We start from the raw sequence: 16973 nt of genomic DNA, 5'->3' as shown, positions 1-16973 counted from the left end.
GCGGGTGCGGTGGCGGACAACAGCGCGCTGTCGGACATGCGGTGGCGGGATCGGCCGTCGGCGGCGGAACCGGACGGCTGAGACCGGCCCGCCCCGCGGGGACGGACCGGCCTCGGATGGCTACGGGGTCACCGTCATTCCGGGCGCCATCTCGGCGGTCCCGTGGGTGAGCTTGCCGGAGCCGGTGGCGCCTTCGGAGCTGACGAAGCGCAGCTCGTGGTTGGTGCCCCCGGCGTTGCAGACGGCGAGCAGGAGCGTGGACTGGTTGGCCGCGTAGGCGTTCTGGACGAAGGAGGTGATGTCGACGGTGATGTCGCGGCCGTCGACGGCGTTGTCCTGGTGGGTTCCGCCGCCCTCCGGGATGACGGTCGAACCGAGGGTGAAGGTGGCCGACTTGGCGACGGAGGACGTCGTGGCGGTGAAGCTCGGCCGGTTCTGCCAGGTCATCGTGGTGACCGGGCAGGATGTGCCGCCGCCGGTGCAGGTGGTGTCGCTGACGGGTTGCACGAGGAGCTGGTCGGTGTCGCTCGACGGAACCGTCGCATAGCGGTGGCCGACGTAGGTGAGATGGAGTGTCGCCCGGCTCGGTGCCCTGGTGAGGCCGGCGAGGGGGAACTGGATGTAGGAGAGCTTTCCGTCCCCGGATCCCGTGGTGTACTGCTCGCCCATCAAGCCGGCCCCGGTGTTGCGGGTGACGAGGGTCAGGTCCGCGGAGTTGTTCGTGGTCTGGTCGCCCGTCCACGCACCCACCCAGGTGTCACCGCTGGTGAGGGCGCCGGCCTTGACGTTCTGGGTCTGGCCGTTCGCGTCCGTGTAGGTGGTGGTCAGCGTGCCTGTGCCGCTCGTCTTCAGCGGGAGCTGGCTGGTGTATTCGACGAGCCGGCCGGCGACGCGGATGTTGTTCAGCGTCACGTTCGTGGCGCCGTTCAGCGTGCTGCTCGTGTTCTGCTGCGAGAACCACACGTTGTCGAGGTCGAAGGTGCCGATCGGGTCCCTGGTGTACGTGTACGTGGTGCCCGACCCGTCGGGGTTGGGGGCGTACCCGTAGGTCGCCTGCTGGTCGGCGGTGATGGTCTGGGTGGATCCGTTGCCGCCGTTGAGCCCGATCGGTCCCTGGGTGAACCGGGAGGTGTCGATCGAGCTGTTCTTCACCACGATGCTCTGGATGTGCGGGTACGGATTGGGGCTGTTGTGCGTGAAGATTCCCCCGGCTGCCGGCGCCACGGAGTTGAAGTTGTCGAACGTGTAGTTCGTGAGCCGGTACCCGTACGAACTCCAGCCGAGCCGGATCGCGTTGCCGGCGGCGACCGACCAGTTCAGCGTGTTGCTCACCGAGATGTTCTTCGAGTCCTCGTGGTCCCAGTGGTAGGAGTCGAACCCGAGATCGTCGGCGACGGCGTCGTGGGCGGCCACCGCGTTGACATAGCCCTGGACGTCGGCGGTGGAGGTGCCGAGCTGGAAGTTGTTCCACACGCCGGAGGCCAGGGGGGTGAATCCGTCGCTGGGGTTGTAGTGGCCGGAGGCGAACGCGTCGTCGTTGCCGAGGGTGAAGACGCCGTTGGCGGTGATGTCCTGGCCGCTCGCGAAGTCCGTCCCGTCGATCCACGGCTGGCGGTACGGGGTAAGGGCCTTGATGTTGTTGAACCTCACCCTGTTGGCCGTGTGGGTCTCGTAGTTCCACTGCTTCGCGTTGCGCTCGTAGGTGTCGTTGAACGTGATGTCCGACGAGTGCATGACCATGACGCCGCCCTGGTGCTGGCTGCGGTAGGCGTCGTGCGAGTCACTGCGGTAGTTCGCCACGCCGTTGCCGTCGAAGATGCCGCGGCCGTCGATCTCGATGTTGCTCGAGTTGATGATCCCGATCGCCGGCTCGAACGCCTCCATGTACGCCTGGACGCGGTTCTTCAGCAGGGCCCCTTCGGCGGTGTAGATCTTCAGCTTGCCGCCCTTGAGCTTGCTGCCGTCCAGACCGTTGACCCGGAGACCGGACCACACATACGTGCCGTTCGGGAAGTAGAGCGTGTTGAGCGCCGTGGGGTGGGCTTTGATGGTGTCGAGGGCGGCCTGAAGGGCGTAGGTGACGTCGTCGGCGGCCATCATCCGCACATTCGGGTACCGCACATTGACACTGCTCGCGCTCACCAGGCTCCCGGCCGAGGTTTTCTGACCGGCGGGGATGGCGGTGCCGTCGACGCTCTTGCCGGCCATGGAGCTGGTCGTCGCGGCGGGAGCCTTCTGGGCCGCGCTGTTCGGGTGCGCCGCGAGGTACTTCGCGGCGAACTCCTGGAAGTTGAGGACACCGGTCTGCATGTTGACGCCGGAGCCGTCCGGTGCGCTCGTGGTGTCCGGGCGCTGCGCCGGGTCCTCCAGAGGGTCGTTGACGACCGCCAGGTACGGCTGTCCCGTGGCGTTGGTCGAGTCGCCGTTGACCATCACGATCGCCTGGTTCAACCCGGCGGCGGCTGACATCCGGAACGTCAGGGTGTGCTTGTCCGTGCTCACCGAGACGCTGCCGGCGGGGTAGTAGCGCGCCGGGTAGACGTTCACCGTGTCGATCGTGGTGCTGGGCAGCGTGACCGTGATCGTCGGGGTCCGGGAGTCCGAGGCGAATCGGGCGATGTCGAAGTTGTGGCCGTTCTCGGTGTACTGGACAGCCTGGACGGGCGTGCCGGCGACCTGCACCTGGTACGTGGTGGACGCCACGTCCGGGGACGTCGTCGTACCGCCTCCCACTCCTGTCGGCGCGTAGGTGTGGACGGTGGTGGCGGCGTGTGCGGGGGCGACGCCGGTGAGCATGAGGCTCGCCGCCGTGATGACGGCGCCGGCGGCGACCGCGAGGAAGCGCATCACGCGCGAGCCGCGTCGCGCCGGGACGGGGTTCGGGTCGACGTCGCCGCCGGCCGGTCTGGTCATGTCTGTCATCTCCTCAGGACGAGACCCCTCCAGGCCTGTTCAGGCACTCGCCGCCTGCTGGAGAGGGCGCGGAGCATGCGCGAAACCGGCGCCACTACGTGGACCGATCCAAGGAATCGGCGTGGCGGGGACGTTACTGCCGTATTTCTGGAGGCGTCAATGCTCCGTGCGCCGCAACTCACGGGAAGTCGCCGTAACTTGCTTGCCGCGCCCTCGCCGTGCGCCGTAACGGCTGAATTACGGCCACGGCACGAGGACTTGCCCTGCTGCGACAGCCGCCCTACGCTGACGCCACTTTCGTGGATCGATAAATGTTTCGGGGAGTCGACGTGGTGACAATGGCGGATGTAGCCGCGAGGGCGGGGGTCACCAAACAGACCGTCTCCAACGTGGTGTCCGGCAAGAAGGTGCGGCCGGAGACCCTGGCGAAGGTGAACAAGGCGATCGCCGAACTCGGTTACAAGCCGAACCTGGTGGCGCGCTCACTGCGCACCGGCAGCACGTCGACGGTGGGCCTGTTCGTGCCGTCGGTGGCCAACGCCTTCTATTCGGAGGTGGTCGAGGAGGTGGAGAACCTCCTGGTCGGCCACGGATACAACCTGCTGCTCGCCACGACCCGCGACGATCCCGACTACACCCGGGCCCACCTGGAGAACCTCACCGCCCGCTCGGTGGACGCACTGCTGGTCGCCGGGGACAACGGCGTCGAACAGCAACTGCCGATGCTCGCCGCGGCCAGCTTCCCGGTCGCGCTGTTCGCCTGGGAGGGCGACCCGCCGACCACCCTCCCGGTGGTGTCCATCGACTACCAGCACGCGGGTTTTCTGGCCGGGTGCCACCTGCGGGATCTGGGCCACCGGAATGTCGCGGTGATCGCCGACCTCCCCGCGCACACACCGCGCGTCGTGGGGTTGCGCCGGGCGTTCGCCGCCGACGGACTGGACGACCGCAAGGTGTTCGCCTGCACCAGCGACGACGCCGCAGGCGGGTTCGCCGCGGCCTGCGCGGCGCTGGAGGCGGATCCGGAGCTGACGGCGATCTTCGCCACCCATGACGTCCTGGCCGTCGGTGCCGTCGAGGCGGTGGTCCGGTCCGGGCGGCGGGTCCCCGAGGACGTCAGCGTCGTCGGCTTCGACGACATCGCCCAGGTCGGGCGGATCCGACCGGCGCTGACCACGGTCACCTTCCCCAAACGCGAGATGGCCCAGCAGGCCGTGGAACTCCTGCTGCGAGCCGTCGACTCCGGCCGGCCGCCGACCAACGCCGTCACGCTGCTGCGCCCGACCCTGACCGTGCGGGACAGCAGCGGCCCCGCCCGGGGCGACCGTTTGCCGCCCGGCACCGCCTGACCTGCCACGGCACACCCCATGAGCCGTCGGCGCAGTCCTTCCCAGCCGGTTCCCGCCACCACGGGGGCATGTCGAGAGGAAACACCTTTACTGTGAACGGCCTCGACCCCAACGCCTACGTCGAAGACCGGTCGCCGGGCACCGGACGGCTGCGACCGCGCGCCGCGTTCTCTTCCGACCTGCCCACGCTCACGCTCGACGGCACCTGGAGATTCCGGCTGGCGTCGGGGCTGGACGACCTCACCCCGGACTTCGCCGCGCCGGACTTCGACGACGCCGCCTGGGACCTGCTCGCCGTGCCGTCCTGCTGGCAGATGACCGGTCTGCCCGGCGAACCGCGCTACGGCGCCCCCGCCTACACCAACATCCTGTACCCGTTCCCGGTCGACCCGCCACGGGTGCCCCGGCAGAACCCGACCGGTGAGTACCGCCGGGTGTTCGAGGTTCCGGACGGGTTCCCGGCGGCGGCTGCGGTGCTCCGGTTCGAGGGCGTCGACTCCGCGTTCGCGGTGTGGCTCAACGGGATCCGGCTCGGCGACGGCAAGGGCAGCCGCCTGACCACCGAGTTCGACGTCTCCGGCAGTCTGCGGCCCGGCCGGAACGTACTCGCGGTCCGCGTGGACCAGTGGTCGTCCGGCAGCTATCTGGAAGACCAGGACATGTGGTGGCTGTCCGGGATCTTCCGGTCGGTGACGGTAGCCGCCCGCGGTGTCGAGGACTTCTTCGTCCACGCCGCCTACGACCGCACGACGGTGCAGGGCACCCTGTCCGTCGAGGTCACCGCCCCCACCCGGGTGTCCCTGTCGGTGCCCGAACTCGGCATAACCGCCGCCGATCCGGCCGGCCCGCATCTGATCGACGCCGTCGAGCCCTGGTCCGACGAGCAACCGCGGCTGTACACGGGGGAGTTGGTATCCGAAGCCGGGGAGCGGATACCGCTGCGCATCGGCTTCCGCTCCGTGGCCGTCGTGGACGGCGTCCTGACCGTGAACGGCAGGCCGATCACCCTGCGGGGCGTCAACCGCCACGAATGGCATCCGCTGACGGGACGGACCCTGACCGAGGACACCATGCTGACCGACGTGCTGCTCATGAAGCAGCACAACATCAACGCGGTGCGCACCAGCCACTACCCGCCCGACCACCGCTTCCTGGACCTGTGCGACGAGCACGGCCTGTGGGTGTTCTGCGAGGGCGACCTCGAGACGCACGGCTTCGAACCCGGCGGCTGGCGGCGCAACCCGAGCGACGACCCCGCGTGGCGCGAGGCCTACCTGGACCGGGCCGCCCGGCTGGTGGAACGCGACAAGAACCACCCTTCGGTCATCGTCTGGTCGCTGGGCAACGAGTCCGGCACCGGCGCCAACCTGGCTGCCGCGGCCGCGTGGATCCGGCAGCGCGACGACAGCCGCCTGATCCACTACGAGGGCGACCACGCGAGCTGCGCGTACGTCGACCTGTACTCCCGCATGTACATCGGTGTGGACGAGCTGGCCGCCGTAGGACGCGGCCAGGAGGCACCGACGGCCGATCCGGCCGACGACGCACACCGCCGCGCCCTGCCGGCCGTGCTGTGCGAGTACGGCCACGCCATGGGCACCGGCCCTGGCGGGCTGTCCGAGTACCAGCAGGTCATCGAGGCACATCCGCGCCTGGCCGGTGGATTCGTCTGGGAGTGGATCGACCACGGGATCGCCCGGCGCACCGGGCAGGAGGACTCCCCCACGTTCTACGCCTACGGCGGAGACTTCGGCGAGGAGGTCCACGACGGCAATTTCGTCGCCGACGGGCTGCTCTTCCCCGACCGCACGCCGTCGCCGGGCCTGGTCGAGTACAAGAAGGTCATCGAACCGGTCCGGATCCACATCGACCCGGCGACCGGGCAGATCCGCGTGCACAACCTGCACCACGTCCGCGACAGCGGCTACCTGGACTTCCGGTGGACCGTGGAGGACGGCGGCGAGCCGGTGGGCTCCGGCGACCTGCCCGTGCCCGCGACCGCTCCGGGCACGACGACCACCGTCGCATGGCCCGCCGAGGTCACCGCCGCGCTCGACGCGGCGCGCAAGAACGACTCCGGCCACGAGGTGTGGCTGACCGTGACCGCGGTGCTCGCCGCCGACGAGACCTGGGCCGCGGCCGGTCACGAGATCGCCTGGGCCCAGGGGCTGGTCGTGGCCCCGGCCGCCTCGCCCGTCCCCTTCGCGCCGGCGCCGGCTTTCGCCCATGACGGGTACATCGCCCTGGGTCCCGCGCGGTTCGACGCCCGCACGGGGGTGCTGATCCGGCTCGGCGACCTGGAGCTCGACGGTCCGAGGCTGGACGTCTGGCGGGCCCCGATCGACAACGACCTGCTCAACGCCTTCGGCGAGCCGCAGTCCGACGCCTGGTTCGCCGCCGGACTGCACCGGATGCGCCACGATGTCCTGGGTGTCGAGCCCGACGCGTCGGGGCTCACGGTCACCGCCCGGCTGGCCGCCGCCGGGTCCTCCTCCGGGCTCGGCGTGGTCTACCGCTGGTCGGCCTGCGACACACCGCAGGCGGGCCGGGCGCGGCTCCGGCTGGACGCCGTCGTCACCCCCGACGGCCCATGGCCGGTGCCGCTGCCCCGACTGGGGGTCGCGATGTCGCTGCCCGGCACCGACGCCGACGTCGAGTGGTTCGGTCCTGGCCCCGGTGAGGCGTACCGCGATTTCCGCGCCGCGGCTCGCGTCGGCCGCCATCTGTCGACCGTCTCGGCGATGCAGACCCCTCAGGTCCGCCCGCAGGAGAACGGCAACCGGCACCAGGTCCGCCGCGCCAGGATCACCACCCCGGACGGCACCCTGCTCATCACCGGCGACCCGGTCATCGACCTGACCGTTCGTCCGTGGAGCACCGAGGCACTGGCCGCCGCGACGCACCAGTACGACCTGGTCCGCGACGGCAGACTCCATCTGCACCTTGATCACGCCCACCACGGCCTGGGCAGCACGGCCTGCGGCCCGGGGCCGTCGGCACCGCACGTCCTGGCCGCGGTCCCCACCGCGTTCGGCGTGGAGTTCGGCACCGGCCGGTAGCCGGGCCCTGCCCGCCCGCCCACCGGCCCTCCGTCACGCCATCCATCTCGTCAGCCCCTGTCACAGAAGGTTCCCTCACATGGTCAGCACCGCCCTACGCACCCGCAGACTCCTGACGATCACCACCGCGGCGCTCCTCGTGGCCGGCCTCGGCGCGTGCAGCAGCACCAAGAGCACCTCCGACGACTCGGAGAAGAGCCAGGCCGGGCCGGTGAACATGGAGTTCTGGGGCTGGGCTCCGTACGAGAAGATCGTCGACCAGTGGAACGCCTCGCACCCGAACGCCAAGGTCACCTTCAAGAAGATCCCGTCGGGCGGCAAGGGCGGCTACACCCAGATCGGCAACGCGATCACCGCCGGCCAGGGCCCGTGCCTGGCCCAGATCGAGTACCAGACCATCCCGTCGATGCTCGTGAAGAACACGATCATGGACATCACGAAGTACGCCAGCGCCGACATGGCCAAGTTCGTCCCGTCGGCAGTCTCGGCCTCCAGCATCGGCGGCAAGATCTACGGCGTACCGGTGGACGTCGGCCCGATGGTCCTCTTCTACCGCAAGGACCTGTTCGCCAAGTACGGCATCAGCAAGCCGCCGGCCACCTGGGCCGAGTACCAGGCCGACGCCGAGAAGGTCGCCGCCGCCGATCCGAGCGTGAAGTTCGGCACCCCGCCCGGCGACGGCAACGATCTGGCGGCCTACAGCCTCCAGACCGGCCAGTCCTGGTACTCGACCAAGGGAAGCAGCTGGACCGTCAGCATCGACAACCCCGGCACCCGGAAGGTCGCCGCCTTCTGGCAGGGCATGAAGGACAAGGGGCTGGTGACGAAGACGGGCAACGCCTGGGACCCGCAGTTCGACAAGGCCTCCGAAGCCGGCAAGGTGCTGACGTTCGTCAACGCGTCCTGGGCCGCCGGCGGCCTGAAGTCGGACCTGAAGGACCAGGCCGGCAAGTGGCGGGTCGCCCCGATGCCGACCTGGAAGGCCGGCGACGGCACCAGCTCCAGCAACGGCGGCTCGGCCACCTCGGTGATGACCGGGTGCAAGACACCCCGCGAAGCCGCACAGTTCGCCGTGTTCCTGTCCAGCGACCCGCAGGCCGTGAAGGCCGGCATCGAGGGCGGCCTGTACCCGGCGTCGAAGGCCGGGCAGGACGACTCGTCGCTCACGGGGGGTGACCCGTTCTTCGGCGGCCAGAAGGTCGGCGACCTGTACAAGACCTCCGCCGGGCAGGTCCCCACCACCTGGACCAACGGTCCGACCTACCAGCAGGTCGAGACGGACTTCACCGGTGCCATCGGCTCCGGCACCTATCCGGACGCGGTCACCAAGGTCCAGGCCTCGACGGTCGCCGCGATCAAGAAGCTCGGACTGTCCGTCACCAACGGCTGAGGCAGCGGCACTTCAGCCGCCCGAAGGGTTCCCGCGGCCGCCCGTACCCGGTGCCGCGGGAGCCCGCTCCCTGACGACGATCCGCCCAGCGAGGTTTCCATGAGCAGTCCCAGCAACGCCCGGACCGCGTCGCCGCCGCGGCCGGTGCCCGCGGTCACCCCCCGCGTCTCCCCCGCCGGCCGGCCTCGGCGCGGCACCGGCCGCCGTACCGCGTTGACCGCGTCGGGTTTCCTGGCGCCGTTCGCGGTGCTCTTCCTGACCATGATGGTCGCGCCGATCTGTTACGCCGTCTACCAGAGCTTCTTCACCGTCCACCGCGCGGGGCTGTTCGGCGGTACGCAGTCCACGGAGTTCGCGGGACTGTCCAACTACGCCGATGCCTTCGGCGACCACGACTTCATCGCGTCGATCGTCCGGGTCGTACTGCTGGGCTGCGTCCAGGTGCCGGTGATGCTCGGCCTGGCCCTCCTTCTCGCGCTCCTGCTGGACTCCCGCTCGGCCCGGCTGCGGAAGACCTTCCGGCTCGCGTTCTTCCTGCCCTACGCGCTGCCGGGCGCGATCGCCGCGGTGATGTGGTCCTTCCTCCTGGCGAAGAGCCTGTCGCCGTTCACCGGGCCGCTGTCCCGCATCGGGATCGACGTCGACTTCCTGTCGCCGTCGTGGGTACCGGTCTCGATCGGGAACATGATCACGTGGGGCTGGACCGGCTACAACATGCTGATCATCTATTCCGCGTTGCAGACGCTCCCCGCCGAGGTGATGGAGGCCGCCGCGCTCGACGGCTGCACCGGATGGCGCCTGGCGTGGGCGGTGAAGATCCCGCTGGTGCGTCCCGCGCTGGTGCTGACCACGGTCTTCTCCATCATCGGGACGGCGCAGCTGTACACCGAGCCGGCGGTGCTGGTCGGCGCGCGCGTCCCGGGCGTCTCGCCGACGTTCTCCCCGATCATGAACACCACCCTGGGCATGGACATGGGCAACCAGAACCTGGCCGCCGCCCAGTCCGTCGTACTCGCGCTGCTCACCCTCGTGCTCTCGTTCGGATTCCTCAAGTACACCCAACGCAAGGGAGCGACGGCATGAGCGTGACCCGGGCCAGCCGACCGATCCGACCGGCCCCGCGCGGCACCGAGATCGCGAGCAAGGTCGCCGTCAACGGCGTGCTGGGCCTGATGGCCGTGTACACGCTGATCCCGCTGTGGTGGCTGTTCGTCTCCGCGACCAAGGGCTCGGGCTATCTCTACACCGGTGCGCCGCTGTGGTTCTCCCATTTCGACCTGGTCGCCAACGTCAGAACCGTGTTCAGCTTCGAGGGCGGCATCTTCTCCACCTGGCTCGCCAACAGCGCGCTGTACAGCCTCGTCGGTGCGACCGTCAGCACCCTGCTGTCCGCGATGGCCGGCTACGCGCTGTCCAAGTTCAGCTTCCGCGGCCGGGAAAGCGTGTTCAACGTCATCCTCGCCTCGGTTCTCATCCCGGCGCCGATGTTCGCGCTGCCGTTGTTCCTGCTCATGGCCAAGCTCGACCTCACCAACTCCTACTGGTCGGTGCTGCTGCCCAGCTGTGTCAGTCCGTTCGGCGTCTATCTCTGCCGGATCTTCGCCGCGGCGTCCGTCCCGGACGAGCTGCTGGAGGCCGCACGGCTGGACGGAGCAGGCGAACAGCGCACCTTCTTCCAGGTCGCCCTGCCGCTGATGGCCCCCGCACTGGTGACCGTCTTCCTGTTCCAGTTCGTCGGCATCTGGAACAACTACCTGCTGCCCTCGCTCATGCTCAACTCCTCCTCACTCCAGCCCGTCACGGTGGGCCTGGTGCAGTGGCGCTCGGAGTTCGCCAACGGCGTGCCGCCACTGCTGTCGATCACCGGTGCGGCGCTGTCGCTGGTCCCGCTGCTCATCGCCTTCATCAGCCTCCAGCGGTACTGGCGCAAGGGCCTGACCGCAGGGTCGCTCAAGTAACGCGTCCGCTGCCCGTGCAGTCGAACGCGCGGCGAAGCCGCACCGGAGCGTTCCGGTACGGCTTCGCCGCACCCCAGTCCATCAGGGCCGGCAGGACGGCCGGACGCTGAGGAGTTCGGTCCTCAGCGCGGGCGTGCCGTCGACAGGCGCGGGGTCCTGGCCGGTCGGCTCGATTCCGCCGGCAGCGATCTTGTCGAGCGTCTTCAGGCCGACGGTACCGACCGTGCCGAACACCGTGTAGTTCGGTCGTAGCGCGGAGTCGCCGTAGACGACGAAGAACTGCGAGCCGTTCGTGTTCGGCCCGGCGTTGGCCATCGCCAGCAGACCGCGCCCGTAGAGGCGACGGGTGCCGGTCGGATCGGTCGGTGCCGGCGGCAGGTCCACCGGCAGCTCGTCCTTGTACGCGTACCCCGGCCCACCCTCGCCCGTACCGGTCGGGTCGCCGCACTGGAGGACCTTCAGCGTCGGATACGCCGTCAGCCGATGGCACACCGTACGGTCGAAGAACCGGTGCCGCGCCAGGTGCAGAAAGCTCTGGACCGTGCACGGCGCCTTCGCCCGGTCCAGACTCAGCGGGAGCGGGCCCTGGCTGGTCCGGACAACCACACCGACCGTGCCGTGACTAGGGGTGTGCCCCGGGTCGGGCGGCAGGGGAACCGGCCGCGCCGCCGGCTCGTCCGGTGTCTGGGTGTACTGGCAAGGACCGTGCGTGGTTCGCGGCGGGGCATCGGAAGCGTAGGCGGTTGTGCCACCCCCGGACACGACCAACGCTGCTGCCGCCAGTGCGGTCGTGAGAGCTCGGTTCATCCTGCACACCCTCCAGAACATCGTCAGATCTCGGAGCGGTCGCAGTCTAGAGCGCGTCCCGGCGGGCGAGCACCCGTCCGCAAGCCACATCCGCTCCCGGCCTTGGGCCCGGCGCGGGCCACGGTTGCGCAATCCGCGCCGGGCCGCGTCGACGGGGCTTTCGTCGGGCGCCGCTCTCACACGCTCATGACCAACTGCGTCACCCACGGGCGCATGTGGCGTTCCCGAGCCGGAGAAGGAAACGGGAAACAGCATCGATCACCTTGTCCGCCTCGGCCCGACTGCCGCACGCTTTCGTGCAGCGCCGACTCGGCCAAGGGCAGGAGGAGTTGGAGGTTTCCGTGCCACAGCCGTCCACCGGGTTCGGCGAGGAGTTGAGGAAGCGTCGTCTGGAGGCAGGGCTCAGCCTCACCGCCCTGTCCGGCTCCGTGCACTACAGCAAGGCGCAGTTGAGCAAGGTGGAACGGGGCCTGAAGGCCCCCAGCCGTGACCTCGCCCGCCTGTGCGACGCCGCCCTCGGGGCCGGCGGGGCCCTGCTGGCCCTGCTCGCACCCGAGACCGCCGACCCGCCCGTCGATCCGGCGCCGGGCCATGTCCACGAGGAGGACTGGATCATGCAGTTGTCGCCGGACGGACCGAACACCTTCCAGCCCTTGAGCCGACGGGAAGCCATGGGCGCAGGTGCTGCCTCGCTGATGGCGTGGCGGTCCGACAGCGCGGGCCCGGCCTCACCGGCCGCGGGCGCGGAAATGCTGGAAGCCTCCCGCTCGCTGTTCACCCACTACCGCAGACTCGGCCAGGCGGTGGCGCCCGGTCTGCTCCTGCCCGTTCTGATCGCACAGACCCATACCCTGCGGGAACTGTCCACCCACTGTGACAGCGGCACCCGTCGCCACCTGCTGGCCCTCGGCTCCCGGTACGCCGAATACGTCGGCTGGCTGGTGCAGGAGACCGGGGACGAGCGGGCGGCTCTGTGGTGGACGCAGCGCGCGGTCGATCTGGCGGCCGCCGGCGGTGACCGGGCACTGGCGGGTTACGCGCTGGTCCGCCGGGCCCTGATCACGCTGTACCGGGACGACGCCGAGCAGACGGTCACTCTGGCGCGGCGCGCGCAGAGCGGGGCCTTGCCCCCGCGCATCCGCGGGCTCGCCGCACAGCGCGAAGCCCAGGGCCACGCCCTTGCGGGTGACCACCGGGCCTGTCTGGAGGCGCTGGACCGCGCGCGTGCACTTCTTGCTCTCCAGGACGAAGGGACTGACGAGCCGGTGATCGGCACCATGCACCTTCCCGATCCGGTCGGCATGGTCACCGGCTGGTGCCTGGTCGATCTCGGGCGGCCGCGCGAGGCGAGCGAGGAACTGGACCGACAACTCGCCCTGGTGGGCGGGGACGCGGTCCGCACCCAGGTCAGGTACGGCGTCCGCCGCGCACTCGCCTACGCGTCGGCCGGCGAGATCGACCACGCCTGCGACCTGGCGGCGCCGCTGCTCGACGGGGTGGAGGCCGTGGGTTCCGCCACCGTAACGACCGACCTGAGGCGGCTCGCCCGCGCCCTGGCGCGCCACGCGAACCATTCCTCCGTACGCCGTCTGGGACCGCGACTCGGCACATTGTCGCGCCCGTCCACCATCTGAAGGAGTCACTGGCATGCCCCACGTGTTCATCAACTACCGCACCGGCGACGGCGAGCGGACCGCGGCCCTCCTCGACCAGGAGCTGTCACGTCGCTTCGGCCAGGACCGTGTCTTCCGCGCGTCCAGGTCCATCACCCCAGGGGAGGCCTACCCCGAGGCTCTCGAGACCGCGTTACGTCACAGCTCCGTGCTGCTGGCCGTCGTAGGACCGGACTGGACGAACTTCCGCAGTCGGCTGGAGGATCCCGAGGACTGGGTGCGCAAGGAGATCGAGGCCGCGTTCGAGTGGGGGCTCATCGTCGTTCCCGTGCTGGACGGCCGCAAGACCGACCGGCTGAGCAACGCGGTCCTGCCGCCGGAGCTGGCGCGGCTCGCCGATCTACAGTTCGTACCGTTCGACAGCACCCACAACACCGAGGCCGGCGTCCGGCGTATCGGTGATCTGGTCGCCGAGCTGGTGCCCGAGCTGCGGGACCTGCTCGAGCCCGGCGAGCCGTCGCCGGCGTCGACCACCGTGCACAACTCCATCGGGGACGTGAGCGGAACGTCCGTCCAGGCAGGCGACTTCAGCGGTGACGTCGGCGGCACGATCGTGAAGAACTCCCACGGCACGGTCCACACGGGCAGCGGCAGCGTCTACAACAACTCACGCCACGTGTCGGGCGACCGCTACATCTCGGGCACCGGGACGACGTACACCGAGGGGGACCACCACGGGGACGTCCACCAGCGGTTCGGGGAGCCGGAGCGGCCCCGGGACGACCGACGGTGAGCACAGAACACACCACCCGGGTCGAGAGCACGCGGGGCGTCACGCACACGGGCGGCGGCCACATCTACGTCAACCTCGACGCCGCTGCCCACGAACCGCGAAAGCCGGTCTTCCGGCAACTTCCCGATGACCAACTTCGCTGGGTCCGACGCGTGTTGGTCGCTCCGGTCAACATGGGAAAGGCCCGGACGACGCTCGAGGAGACGGGCACCGTCATCCTCGACGGTGCTCCCGGCAGCGGCCGCTCGGCCACGGCTCGCGTACTGTTGCGCGAACTCCACCGTCCCGGCGGGGCCTTCCGCGAACTCCTCCCCGACGAGCTGGACGAGCTGTCGCGGCACGACCCGGATTTCGTCGACCCGGGCGACCGGCTGCTGCTCGACCTGTCCACCGCGAAGGCCGAACCGTGGAATGAGGCGCGGGGCAACCTGCCCGCCCTGCGCCAGACGGTGCACGAGCGACGGGCCCATCTCGTCGTCGTCATGCCGCACCACGGGGACCTCGACCCCGACCTCCAGCACTACCGTGTCGAAATCGGACCGCCGACCTTTCCCCTGGAGGTTCTCAGACGCCACCTGCGCACCCACGGCGTGCCGTGCGAGCAGTTCCTCCGGAACGACGTCACCGTCGACGAGTTCCTGAGCGAACGCAAACCCATGCGGGAGATCGCCGACTTCGCCGACCGCATACGCCGGGCCCGCGAGACGGCCGGCCCCGGCGAGGGGTTTCCCGAGTGGTGTACGGCCGCGAAACGTGCGCGCGCCGGGCGCCGCGCCGAAGTCGCCGACCGCGTCGCCGGTTTACCCGACGCCTCCCAACGCGCCCTGATGATCGCCGTGTCCATGCTCCACGGCGCGCACGCCGACGTCGTCCACCAGGCGGCCGCGCTTCTGCTGAGCACGGTCGGGGCCCCCGAGGAGGAGACTCCGCTCCTCCAGCGCAAGGACCTTGCCAGCGGCTGTCGGAGATCTCGGCCCGCTCCGGGCCGGACGGTCGCGTGCGGTTCACCGAGCTGGACTACGACTCCGCCGTCCGCGCCCACTTCTGGGACCACATGCCCGACCTGCGGCCGCACCTCGGCGCGTGGGCCGCACGGGTCGTCAAGTCGAGCGACCCGCATCTCGTGCCGGACGTCCGTGACGGACTGGTGGCCCGGCTGGCGGGTGAGTACCTGCGGACCGGGCAGGCGGACGCGCTCGCCGCGCTCGCCGAGCGGTGGAGCGCGCAGGCAGCGGGCAGAGCCGGGGCGGAGGCCGCGGTCCAGGCGCTCACCTGCGGTCTCGCGGATCCCGCCCATGGCAGGGACTTCCGCGAACGGATCTACAACTGGTGCGCGTACGGCCGGCTGACCGATGAGTTCGCGCAGGTGCTGGTCCAGGTCTGCGCCGACGTCCTCGCGCTGGACCATCCGGACCACGCCCTGGTCCGGCTGCACCATCTCGCCCGGCGTGAGCGCGGTACGGCCCATGCGCTGCAGTCCCTGTGCGACCTGGTGGCCGGCAGCCGGCGACTGCGCCGAAGACTGCTCGACCGGCTGGCACGCGGCAACCTCGCGCCGGCCGACCTGGCCATCTTTCTGCGTGTCAGCGATCCGGAGCCGCTCACGGACCGCTCCGTCACCACCCGCGCCCTGGTCGACGAGGAGGGGGTACGACACGCCCTGATCACGTGCTGGCGCGCCGTGCTGACCCACGCCGTGTCGCGGACGGAAGGACCACGCATGACACCACGGACAGGGATACAGAGCTGGCTGCGCTGGGCGGCCGAGGGCGCCGGTGACCGGGGGGAGGTCCTCCTCGACCTGCTGGTCGCTGCCGCCGACCGATGCGGGGAGGACCGGGGCGCCGCGTTCGCCGCGTTGTACGCGTCCGCGCGCCGGGCGGAGTGCGCTTCTCCGGGCTCCGGCTCCCACTCCGTCAAGACGACCGACCTGTTGCTCCACAAGATCGGCGTGGCACAGAACCTCGGTCCTGCCGCCCCGCCGGCATCGGCCAGAGGGGGGCGATCATGACGACCGCGCGCAAGACGACGACCGTGTTCCTTACTGTTCTGTGCGGCCTGCTGCTGACCATCGTCGGCCTGGTGCAGCGATGGCCCGGCTGGTCCTGGCTGGTGCTGGCCGCGCTTCTTCTCGTGCTGCCCGCGGCAACCTTCCGGGTGGCTTCACAGCGCCGCGGGCCGGTGCCGGTCAGTTTCGAGGAGCAGCTCACGGCCGCCCCCGTGGAGCGGACCGAGTGCCGCGTCAACCGAGTCACGCTTCCGAGCCTCTGGGACGACTACCACTTCGTCTTCTCGGCGACCGTGCGATGGTGCTTCGCCGACGATCCGGGGCGCGGCCCGGTCGTCAACCCGGCCGGCCTCGCCATCGACGCGGTCCTCAGCCGGGCCCGCGCGATCGCCGAGAAGCGGGACCCCGGCCACGCCTCGCTCCTTCAGCACGAACTCGGCGGCGCCCTCAGCCGCATGTGCCCGGATTCCACGGGCCACCTCCGGGCGATGGCGGAGGACATCAGCCTCACGTTGCCCGACGAGGACCAGGAGCGTCTGGACCGGCTCGCCGGCGTGCGCAAGGACGAGGCGGTCTGGGAGCACCAGCGCAAGTACGAGCAGAGCAAGCGCCGGTATCTGGGCGAGGACGTCCTCAAGGACACCGGCAGCGCCGTCGTGTGGTGGCTCACCAAGAACGACGAGCAGGTGGCGAAGACCGTGGCCGACCTCCCCTTGCTGGCGCAGCTGACCTCCGCTGCCAACGACACCGACATCCCCGAGCGCCTGCTCGAGATGCTGCCGAACTGGCCGGGAGGACCCGGCACGCCGGACGGGGGCATGGAGTCTGGCGATCTCCTGGCCCGTGAACCGTCGGCTGCGGACCATCTGTCGGGATTCTTCGAGGGGATGGGCTTCACGGAGGACGACGACCGGCGGGCGATGCTGGCCCGACAGTTCTCGCAGCTCATCGAGCAGCACAACCGCCACGAGACAGCGGAGGACCTGCTACGCCGGTTCGATCCGCCGGGGCCTTCCACCCCCGAGACGGGAGCGGGAGCGGAACCGGCCCCCGGCCCGCCGACCCAGACGGCCTGATCGCCGA

At 70.1% G+C, this 16973-nt stretch carries 11 protein-coding genes; 9 read left to right on the top strand and 2 right to left on the bottom strand.

The window, feature by feature from the left end; all coding sequences use genetic code 11:
* Nucleotides 1-120 precede the first annotated feature (120 nt).
* Nucleotides 121-2913 (bottom strand): DNRLRE domain-containing protein, encoded by a 2793-nt coding sequence (locus ACWCV9_RS11890; RefSeq protein WP_450785853.1) that lies wholly within the window; start codon nucleotides 2911-2913, stop codon nucleotides 121-123.
* Between the two features lie 338 nt (nucleotides 2914-3251).
* On the opposite strand from ACWCV9_RS11890, the gene ACWCV9_RS11885 reads away from it, so the two are divergent.
* The 5 genes from ACWCV9_RS11885 (at nucleotide 3252) to ACWCV9_RS11865 (ending at nucleotide 10669) form a co-directional block, all read left to right on the top strand.
* Nucleotides 3252-4262 carry a LacI family DNA-binding transcriptional regulator gene (locus tag ACWCV9_RS11885; protein WP_385845954.1) on the top strand — a complete coding sequence of 337 codons (1011 nt, stop codon included), beginning with the start codon at nucleotides 3252-3254 and terminating at the stop codon, nucleotides 4260-4262.
* A gap of 92 nt (nucleotides 4263-4354) precedes the next feature.
* The gene (locus ACWCV9_RS11880; RefSeq protein WP_450785851.1) at nucleotides 4355-7321 is read left to right on the top strand and encodes a glycoside hydrolase family 2 TIM barrel-domain containing protein; all 2967 of its coding nucleotides are present in this window, start codon (nucleotides 4355-4357) and stop codon (nucleotides 7319-7321) included.
* 79 nt (nucleotides 7322-7400) lie between these two features.
* The gene (locus ACWCV9_RS11875) at nucleotides 7401-8711 is read left to right on the top strand and encodes an ABC transporter substrate-binding protein (RefSeq protein WP_450785850.1); all 1311 of its coding nucleotides are present in this window, start codon (nucleotides 7401-7403) and stop codon (nucleotides 8709-8711) included.
* A 99-nt stretch (nucleotides 8712-8810) separates the two neighbouring features.
* A complete protein-coding gene (locus ACWCV9_RS11870) occupies nucleotides 8811-9794 on the top strand; it encodes a carbohydrate ABC transporter permease (RefSeq protein ID WP_450785849.1) in 984 nt (327 codons plus the stop codon).
* The gene (locus tag ACWCV9_RS11865; RefSeq protein WP_385845958.1) at nucleotides 9791-10669 is read left to right on the top strand and encodes a carbohydrate ABC transporter permease; all 879 of its coding nucleotides are present in this window, start codon (nucleotides 9791-9793) and stop codon (nucleotides 10667-10669) included. The genes ACWCV9_RS11870 and ACWCV9_RS11865 overlap by 4 nt, the downstream gene beginning before the upstream one ends.
* An 81-nt stretch (nucleotides 10670-10750) precedes the next feature.
* On the opposite strand, the gene ACWCV9_RS11860 is transcribed toward ACWCV9_RS11865, so the two are convergent.
* Nucleotides 10751-11275, bottom strand: a complete 525-nt coding sequence (locus tag ACWCV9_RS11860) for a peptidylprolyl isomerase (protein WP_450785848.1) — start codon at nucleotides 11273-11275, stop codon at nucleotides 10751-10753.
* Between the two features lie 542 nt (nucleotides 11276-11817).
* Between ACWCV9_RS11860 and ACWCV9_RS11855 the strand changes: the two genes are divergently transcribed.
* The 4 genes from ACWCV9_RS11855 (at nucleotide 11818) to ACWCV9_RS11840 (ending at nucleotide 16966) form a co-directional block, all read left to right on the top strand.
* Nucleotides 11818-13110 (top strand): helix-turn-helix domain-containing protein, encoded by a 1293-nt coding sequence (locus ACWCV9_RS11855; protein ID WP_450785847.1) that lies wholly within the window; start codon nucleotides 11818-11820, stop codon nucleotides 13108-13110.
* Nucleotides 13111-13123: 13 nt separating this feature from the next.
* On the top strand, nucleotides 13124-13882 hold the full coding sequence (locus tag ACWCV9_RS11850; RefSeq protein ID WP_450785846.1) for a toll/interleukin-1 receptor domain-containing protein: 759 nt from the start codon (nucleotides 13124-13126) through the stop codon (nucleotides 13880-13882).
* 997 nt (nucleotides 13883-14879) lie between these two features.
* Nucleotides 14880-15893: a hypothetical protein gene (locus ACWCV9_RS11845; RefSeq protein WP_450785844.1), complete on the top strand. Its 1014-nt coding sequence runs from the start codon at nucleotides 14880-14882 to the stop codon at nucleotides 15891-15893.
* The gene (locus ACWCV9_RS11840) at nucleotides 15890-16966 is read left to right on the top strand and encodes a hypothetical protein (RefSeq protein WP_450785842.1); all 1077 of its coding nucleotides are present in this window, start codon (nucleotides 15890-15892) and stop codon (nucleotides 16964-16966) included. The genes ACWCV9_RS11845 and ACWCV9_RS11840 overlap by 4 nt, the downstream gene beginning before the upstream one ends.
* Nucleotides 16967-16973 lie beyond the last annotated feature (7 nt).

This window comes from Streptomyces sp. NPDC001606, assembly GCF_053596835.1.
The sequence above is the reverse complement of the archived record's forward strand: the minus strand, read 5'-3'. Positions and strand labels throughout refer to the sequence as shown.

Bases quoted from the DNA above. Each gene is read 5' to 3' on its own strand.
- ACWCV9_RS11890 (WP_450785853.1), bottom strand. From the start codon at position 2,913: ATGACCAGACCGGCCGGCGGCGACGTCGACCCGAACCCCGTCCCGGCG.
- ACWCV9_RS11885 (WP_385845954.1), top strand. From the start codon at position 3,252: ATGGCGGATGTAGCCGCGAGGGCGGGGGTCACCAAACAGACCGTCTCC.
- ACWCV9_RS11875 (WP_450785850.1), top strand. From the start codon at position 7,401: ATGGTCAGCACCGCCCTACGCACCCGCAGACTCCTGACGATCACCACC.
- ACWCV9_RS11870 (WP_450785849.1), top strand. From the start codon at position 8,811: ATGAGCAGTCCCAGCAACGCCCGGACCGCGTCGCCGCCGCGGCCGGTG.
- ACWCV9_RS11865 (WP_385845958.1), top strand. From the start codon at position 9,791: ATGAGCGTGACCCGGGCCAGCCGACCGATCCGACCGGCCCCGCGCGGC.
- ACWCV9_RS11850 (WP_450785846.1), top strand. From the start codon at position 13,124: ATGCCCCACGTGTTCATCAACTACCGCACCGGCGACGGCGAGCGGACC.
- ACWCV9_RS11840 (WP_450785842.1), top strand. From the start codon at position 15,890: ATGACGACCGCGCGCAAGACGACGACCGTGTTCCTTACTGTTCTGTGC.